Source organism: Psychromonas sp. (assembly GCF_983033635.1).
This window is the reverse complement of the sequence record NZ_CEZLMY010000066.1, coordinates 11,033-19,273: the sequence shown is the minus strand read 5'-3', so window position 1 is coordinate 19,273 and position 8,241 is coordinate 11,033. Positions and strand designations below refer to the sequence as shown.

Annotated in this window: 5 protein-coding genes and 3 tRNA genes; 4 read left to right on the top strand and 4 right to left on the bottom strand. The window is 39.4% G+C overall.

Annotated elements, in window-relative coordinates:
- Positions 1–84 precede the first annotated feature (84 nt).
- The 4 genes from AC4GME_RS10405 to AC4GME_RS10390 all read right to left on the bottom strand — a co-directional run bounded on the left by AC4GME_RS10405 (position 85) and on the right by AC4GME_RS10390 (position 1,992).
- Positions 85–160 (bottom strand) — tRNA-His (locus AC4GME_RS10405).
- Positions 161–178: 18 nt separating this feature from the next.
- Positions 179–255: transfer RNA gene (locus AC4GME_RS10400), tRNA-Arg, on the bottom strand.
- 49 nt (positions 256–304) lie between these two features.
- Positions 305–381, bottom strand: a tRNA-Pro gene (locus tag AC4GME_RS10395).
- Positions 382–639: 258 nt separating this feature from the next.
- Entirely contained in the window at positions 640–1,992 is a 1,353-nt protein-coding gene (locus AC4GME_RS10390) for an MATE family efflux transporter (RefSeq protein WP_490377252.1), read from the bottom strand.
- A gap of 228 nt (positions 1,993–2,220) precedes the next feature.
- On the opposite strand from AC4GME_RS10390, the gene pepN reads away from it, so the two are divergent.
- The 4 genes from pepN to AC4GME_RS10370 all read left to right on the top strand — a co-directional run.
- On the top strand, positions 2,221–4,863 hold the full coding sequence (pepN, locus tag AC4GME_RS10385) for an aminopeptidase N (protein WP_490377251.1): 2,643 nt from the start codon (positions 2,221–2,223) through the stop codon (positions 4,861–4,863).
- Positions 4,864–5,021: 158 nt separating this feature from the next.
- Positions 5,022–6,437, top strand: a complete 1,416-nt coding sequence (locus AC4GME_RS10380; protein ID WP_490379355.1) for an SLC13 family permease — start codon at positions 5,022–5,024, stop codon at positions 6,435–6,437.
- 47 nt (positions 6,438–6,484) lie between these two features.
- Entirely contained in the window at positions 6,485–6,961 is a 477-nt protein-coding gene (locus AC4GME_RS10375) for a response regulator (protein ID WP_490377249.1), read from the top strand.
- 154 nt (positions 6,962–7,115) lie between these two features.
- A partial coding sequence (locus AC4GME_RS10370) for an SLC13 family permease (protein WP_490379354.1) occupies positions 7,116–8,241 on the top strand: 1,126 nt, incomplete at its 3' end.

Genomic DNA, 8,241 nt, shown 5'->3' with positions numbered 1-8,241 from the left:
CCTTGCGATACTAGAACCTAAATCTAGCGCGTCTACCAATTCCGCCACTTCCGCAACTATTTAAACTTTTTTATCATTAAAAAATGGGGCGAATGACGGGGATTGAACCCGCGACAACCGGAATCACAATCCGGGGCTCTACCAACTGAGCTACATCCGCCACTATACTTTTTAAAAATGGTACGCCCTACAGGATTCGAACCTGTGGCCTACGGCTTAGAAGGCCGTTGCTCTATCCAGCTGAGCTAAGGGCGCGAAGCTGGTTTTAAAACTACAAACATGTATAAAACATGTTTTTTAAATTTGGTCGGTGATAAAGGATTCGAACCTTTGACCCCCTGGTCCCAAACCAGGTGCGCTACCAAGCTGCGCTAATCACCGAGTATTTTTTAACTCTATTTAGGGATTATGCTTTGCGGGTCAGACCTCTGGTCCAACTCTTTATAAACCCAAGGAGATGCACTAATAAATTGCGCTAATCACCGAGAAGTTGTTAAGCGATTAAGCCGTGACAACGAGGCGAGATATTACTGAGTTGTGCCTAGCTCGTCAAATATTATTTGCGTTTAATTTGTCAGATGCTGATTTATTAAACGCATTGTATATTTTAACTACTTGATGGAGCATTTTCGATCGTTTTTAAAGCGCTTTAAAATCTATTGAGCGTTGTATTTTAAGCAGATGTTGTCCTAATAAAACAGCCGCAACGGTTAAACCTACTGTAATACCAATCCAAAAACCTTTTGCGCCAAGTGGTTCGACAATTAGATCTGTCATACCTAGTAGATACCCCAATGGTAAACCAACAACCCAGTAGGCGATAAAGGTGCGCGTGAAAATTGCCATCATCTCTTTATAACCACGTAAAGCGCCGGCAGCAACAACTTGAATCGAATCAACACATTGGTACATTGCAGAGAACAGCATCAAAGTTACGGCTAAAGTGATAACCTCTTGATGATCTGTATAGAGTCGGGCGATATCTTCTTTAAAGATAACGGTTAATACTGCCGTCAGTATTGATAAACCCAGTCCCACAGTAAATCCTGCATAACTTGCACTTTTAGCGCCGCTCTTATTATCACGACCCAAATTAAATCCAACACGAATACTGACTGCATTCGCAATACTCATGGGCAGCATAAATACCATGCTTGCAAAGTTAATTGCTATTTGATGGGCAGCAACAATCATCGATCCTAAAGGTGCGATTAATACTGCAATACCGGCGAAGATGGTTACTTCGAAAAACAGGGCGACAGCTACGGGTAATCCAAGTTTAAATATGGACCATATCTGTGCATAGTTTGGTGCAGAAAATGACTTGAATAGCGGATAGTGTTGCAGTTTCTTAGTATACAGCACATAAAATAGCAGCGCGAAAAGCATTAGCCAGTAAACTATGCTGGTTGCAACACCACAACCGACACCACCTAAGGCAGGTAAACCGAATTTCCCATATACAAAAATCCAGTTAAGAGGAATATTGGCTATTAAACCGATAAAACCGACCACCATTGCAGGTTTGGTGAGAGATAATCCTTCTACATAATTACGTAATGCCTGGAACAATAAAAAAGCGGGCACTGCGAATAGCACTGCATATAAATAACGGGTGGTTATCTCTTTTAATGCGGGCTCTATATCCATTAAATTAACCGCATAACCTGCGTTATATAGAAGTAATGTGATCGGAATCGAAAGCAGTAATGCAAGATACAAACCCTGCTGACCTGTTTCTGGAATTTTGGCCGTGTCATTCGCGCCATGTGCCTGCGCGGTAAGCGGTATTAACGCCATTAATATACCCACACCAAATAAGATGCACGGCAGCCATATGCTCGCAGCAATAGAAACAGCCGCCATATCATTGGCACTAACTCCTCCAGCCATTACGGTATCAACAAAACCCATTGCGGTTTGTGCAAATTGAGCGATAAAAATGGGGATACTTAATTTAATAAGTTTACTGATTTCTTGACGATAGGTCACTGAAGTTTCCAACTGAATAAAAATGCTAAAAGAGAAGCTTGTTTATACGCATTAGATTCATGCTTTGCAATGATATTTGCACTGTTAATTATGGCTGGAAATTAACCTTGCTATTGGTATGACGACAAATAAATTCAAAGAGTTTTTCGATAAGGGTTAGCATTCGCCATGCCTTCTTGTATATTAGTGAAATTCTATTTCATCCGTAATAATTAAGAGTGTATAAAAATGAGCCAAGTTGCCTCTATCGAAGAAGTGGTTGAAAAAAAACCACAAGAAAAACACCTTTCAGATTATCGAGTTTCAGATTTCACGGTGAGCACATTAGATCTTGAATTTGATCTGTTTGATGACAATACACAGGTAAAAGCGACCAGCGAAATGTGTCGTACTGATGATAATAAGCAACCACTATTTCTGTTTGGAGAGCAACTGAAATTAGTCTCCCTTTTAGTTGATGATATTGATTATTGTGATTACCAGTTAGTAGAAGGCGGTCTGTTAATCAATAACTTGCCGAGTGAATTTAAGTTACAAATTAATACAGAAATCAGTCCTGAAAGTAATAAAGCATTTGAAGGTTTATATAAATCAGGAGATGCTTTTTGTACGCAGTGTGAAGCGGAAGGTTTTCGCCGTATTACCTATTATTTAGACAGGCCGGATGTGATGGCTAAATTCACCACTAAAATCACCGCCGACAAATCACTTTATCCGTCGCTTTTATCAAATGGTAACCGTATTGCACAGGGGGAGTTGGATAACGGTCGTCATTGGGTGAGCTGGGCAGATCCTTTCCCAAAACCTGCTTATCTGTTTGCATTGGTTGCCGGTGATTTTGATTGTTTAAAAGACAGCTTTACGACACAGAGCGGGCGACAAGTTGCGTTAGAACTATTTGTAGATAAAGGTAATTTAGATAAAACAGCACATGCGATGTTATCGCTAAAAAATGCCATGAAGTGGGATGAGCAGCGTTTTAATCTGGAATATGATCTCGATATTTATATGATTGTTGCCGTTGATTTCTTCAATATGGGGGCGATGGAAAATAAAGGCTTGAATATTTTTAATTCTAAATTTGTTTTAGCCAATTCACAAAGCGCCACCGATCAGGATTATTTAGGCATTGAAGCTGTAATTGGTCATGAATATTTCCATAACTGGACAGGTAATCGCATTACTTGTCGTGACTGGTTCCAATTGAGCCTTAAAGAGGGCTTAACTGTTTTCCGGGATCAGGAATTCAGCTCAGATTTAGGCAGTCGCAGTGTTAACCGTATCGCCAATGTTAAAATCATGCGTAATCATCAATTTGCAGAGGATGCAGGACCGATGTCCCATCCTATCCGACCAGCATCTGTGATGGAGATGAATAATTTTTACACCGTAACCGTTTACGATAAAGGTTCTGAAGTTATTCGCATGCTGCATACTTTATTAGGTGAAAGCAAATTCCAACAAGGTATGCAGTTATATATCGAGCGATTTGACGGGCAAGCGGTGACCTGTGATGATTTTGTGGCTGCGATGCAGGATGCCAGTGGCATTGACTTAAAACTCTTTAAACGTTGGTATTCACAATCGGGTACACCGCAAGTGAATGTGACCGACTATTTTGATCCCGCAAAGAACAGTTACCAAATTACTTTTAAGCAAAAAAACTTGCCAACTGCGGATCAGAAAGTCAAACAAGCTTTACATGTCCCTGTTGATATTGAACTGTTAGATGACACCGGCAATGCGCTCGATTTAGGTAATAAGCAAAATAGTAAAGTGCTCAGTTTAACGCAAAATGAACAGACATTTGTGTTTGAAAATATCTTTCACAAACCGGTACCTTGTTTGTTCCGTGGTTTTTCTGCCCCTGTTAAATATCAATATGCATATACGGATCTGCAACTGCTGCATCTGATTAATTTTGCCAGTGATGAATTCTCTCGTTGGGATGCAGGGCAAAGCTTGTTTAATAAATACTTGGTAAAAAATGTTCAGCAGTTACAAGCTAAGCAAAATATGTATTTGCCTGATCTGTTGATCAATGCTTTTAAATCGGTATTGGTTAGTGCTGAATTAGATCCGGCATTGATTGCAGATATGTTTGAGTTTGTTAGCGAAACCGGGGCAATGGAGTTATTTGATACTGTTGATATCGAAGCCCTGCACCTGGCGCGTGAGTTTATGCTTAAGCAGTTAGCTGCTGAGTTAATAAATGAATTTATTTTGGTCTACCAAAATCATCAGGTGAGCGGTGATTACCAACCAGATAGTAATGATATTGCTCATCGCAAACTGGCTAATTTGGCGCTGTTATTTATCAGTAAAGCGGACCCTTCACTTGCCAATGATTTAATTATTAAACAGATTAATAACAGTCATAATATGACTGATCATCTGGGTGCTTTGCTTGCCGCCAATAATACCTTCGTTGATTGCCGTGAAACTGTTATGGCCGACTTTGAAAACAAGTGGTTTGAAAATGGTTTAGTGATGGATAAGTGGTTCAGTTTACAAGCGACTTTACTTGATAACGATGTACTTGAAAACATCAAGGCGCTGTTTAAGCACCGTAGTTTTGATTTTAGTAACCCTAACCGTTTACGCGCATTAGTGGGCGCTTTTGTGCAGAACAATCCATATCATTTCCATGCAAGTGACGGTAGTGGTTATCTGTTTTTAACTGAACAGTTGATTAAACTCAATGAGCAGAACCCGCAAGTCGCATCGCGTTTGATTACCCCGCTTATTCAATTTAAACGCTTAGATGAAAATCGTAAGCAGCTGATTAAAGTGCAATTAACTCGTTTACTAAAACTTGATAACTTAGCATTGGATCTCTTTGAAAAAGTGACAAAAGCACTCGCGCAATAATACCAATAAAATTAACGTGATCTAATTAGCCTTTCTGATGATTCAGCGAGGCTTTTTTTTTATGGCATGATCCAATGCAGGTTTTCAGTTAGAGAGTTTGTAGAGGATTAACTACAATGCTTATTTGAATAATTTAAAAATAATAACTAGAAGCCTCTATGAAAAAAATTCAGCTAAAGTATGTTTTACCAATTGTTATTCCTTTAATCATTTTATTATTGCCGATTACAAGTTTTGGCATAGTTGATATGACCTTGGTGGAGCAACGGATCATTGCAATTTTTGTTATGGCTGCACTTTGCTGGGTTTTAGAGCCTATTCCTATCTATGCGACATCGGTTTTAATTATTGTTTTAGAGCTGTTACTTATTTCCGATAAAGGTTTGTGGTTTAGCAAAACCCCATCCCCTGAATTAGGGCATTTAATCAGTTATAAAACCATTATGGGTACCTTTTCTTCGCCGATTATTATGCTTTTTTTAGGTGGTTTCTTTTTGGCAATGGCCGCCACTAAATACCGTCTGGATATCAACTTGGCACGGGTATTACTTAAACCGTTTGGGAAAAACCCTAAATATGTGATGCTTGGTTTAATGATTATTACCGCTATTTTCTCGATGTTTATGAGTAATACCGCGACAACGGCGATGATGCTGTCAATTTTAACGCCTGTACTGGCATTATTTGCCAGTAAAGACTTAGGTAAAGTCGCCTTCGCGTTATCGGTGCCGGTTGCAGCTAACATAGGCGGCATCGGCACACCTATCGGCACTCCGCCAAATGCTGTTGCGCTTAAATACTTAGTGGATGAAAATAATATTAGTTTTGGTGAGTGGATGGTGTTTGGTGTGCCATTTGTGATTGTGATGTTATTTATCGCCTGGTTATTATTAAGCACATTATTTCCATCCTCTATTAAAGAGATCAACCTGAATATTAAAGGGCGTTTCTTAAAAACACCGAAAGCAATTATCGTTTATGTCACTTTTATTGTTACCATTTTATTGTGGTTGATGGGGGGATTACACGGTATGAATTCATACGTTGTGGCACTTATTCCTGTGGCTGTTTTTTCTATGTTTAAAATCATCACCAAAGAGGATTTAAAAAAAATCTCCTGGGATGTTTTGTGGTTAGTTTCCGGCGGTATCGCACTGGGTGTTGGTTTAGATCAGTCCGGACTTGCAGCCAATGCGATTGAAGCGATTCCATTTGCAGAGTTTCATCCTCTACTGTTAATTGTAGGGGCATCCCTGTTATGTCTGTTAATGGCTAATTTTATGTCGCATACAGCAACAGCCAACTTACTGTTACCGCTCGTTGCAGCGCTAGGTGCATCGATGCATTCATTATTGCCATATGGTGGTGAAGTGGTATTGATTCTTGCCGTTACTTTTGCCGCTTCATTAGGCATGTCACTGCCAATCAGTACACCGCCGAATGCACTGGCTTATGCATCAGGCCATGTTGAAACGAAACAGATGGCAAGAGTGGGGGGGGGTATCGGAATTATCGGTTTATTAATAACTTATGCAATGCTTTATATGCTTAAGCAAATCTCATTTATTGGTTAATTATTATAATAATGTATTTTTAAATACTCGAACTTTAAGAGGGTGCTATGGAAAAAATTAATATTATTTGTGTAGATGATGAACGTGAAGTGCTGGAGTCTGTCGTTCATGATCTCGAATATTTCAGTGATATGTTTAACATTGAAGAGTGTGAGTCTGCTTTTGAGTGTTTAGAACTATTAGAGGAGTTAGATGCACAACAAGAATATGTTGCGGTATTAATTTCGGATCATGTAATGCCTGAAAAATCGGGTGTTGAGTTATTAACAGAAGTTGCGTTAGATAACCGTTTTTTAGGCACTAAAAAACTGTTGTTAACCGGGCTTGCAACACAAGCTGATACCATAAGAGCAATCAATAACGCCAAACTGGATAATTTTTTAGAAAAGGTTTGGGATCCGCAGGAGCTGTTACAAACGGTGAAAGAGTTATTGACTGAGTATATCGTCGAAAAAGGGATCGATTATGAAGTGTATATAGAAAAACTTGATGCGCCAACCCTGTATCGTTTAATTAAATGTTAATTTGTTATCAACAGTTAACAAGGGTGTAGATTTAGTGTTCGCTTTAGCTTTTCTGAATGTTCAGGAAAGCTGAATATTAATGGTATGACCTGCGCAGCTATTTTTTAAAACTGATATAGGCGAAGGGAGCATACTTTCGGTAAAGGAGTGCTTCATGATAAAACAAAACTTAAAGTATATTTTACCTGTTATTCTACCTTTAATTGTTCTTCTATTACCGGCAAGCAGCTTTGGTATTGAAGGACTGACACTGGTAGAGCAGCGTGTTATTGCCATCTTTGTTATGGCCGCACTATGCTGGGTTTTGGAGCCTATTCCTATCTATGCCACCTCTGTGTTAATTATTGTTTTTGAATTACTGCTTATCTCCGATAACGGATTGTGGTTTGCAACCAATAGCCCCGTTGAACAACAAGGGCATCTGCTTAAGCAAAGTACCATAATGGCAACTTTTGCTTCTCCTATTATTATGCTTTTTTTAGGCGGTTTCTTTTTAGCCATGGCCGCCACAAAGTACCGTTTAGATGTGAATTTAGCGCGGGTATTACTACGTCCTTTCGGTAATAGTCCTAAGTATGTGATGCTTGGAATTATGATGATAACCGCCATCTTTTCTATGTTTATGAGTAATACGGCAACCACCGCTATGATGTTGTCTATTTTAACTCCGGTATTGGCACTGTTTGCCAAAGAAGATATCGGTAAGGTGGCATTTGCTCTATCGGTGCCAGTGGCTGCAAATATCGGTGGTATTGCGACCCCGATCGGCACTCCACCTAATGCCGTTGCATTGAAATACTTAGTGGATGAATACAGTGTCAGTTTTGCCGAATGGATGGCAATTGGCGTACCTTTTGTTACTGTGATGCTGTTGATTGCCTGGTTATTATTAAACTACCTGTTTCCGGCAGATACTAAAACCATCAAACTTGATATTGAAGGGCATTTTTTAAAAACACCTAAGGCTTATTTAGTTTATATGACCTTTACGTTAACCATTTTATTGTGGTTATTAGGTGGTGTTCACGGCATGAGCTCTTATGTGGTAGCTATGCTCCCGGTTGCGATATTCTCAATGTTCAAAATTATCACCAAAGATGATTTAAAGAATATTTCATGGGATGTTTTGTGGCTGGTTTCCGGCGGTATCGCATTGGGTGTTGCACTGGATAAATCGGGCCTTGCATCGAATGCCATTGATTCAATCCCGTTTGACAGTTTTCATCCTTTGCTGCTGATTGTTGGTGCTTCTTTACTCTGTTTATTAATGGCTAATTTTT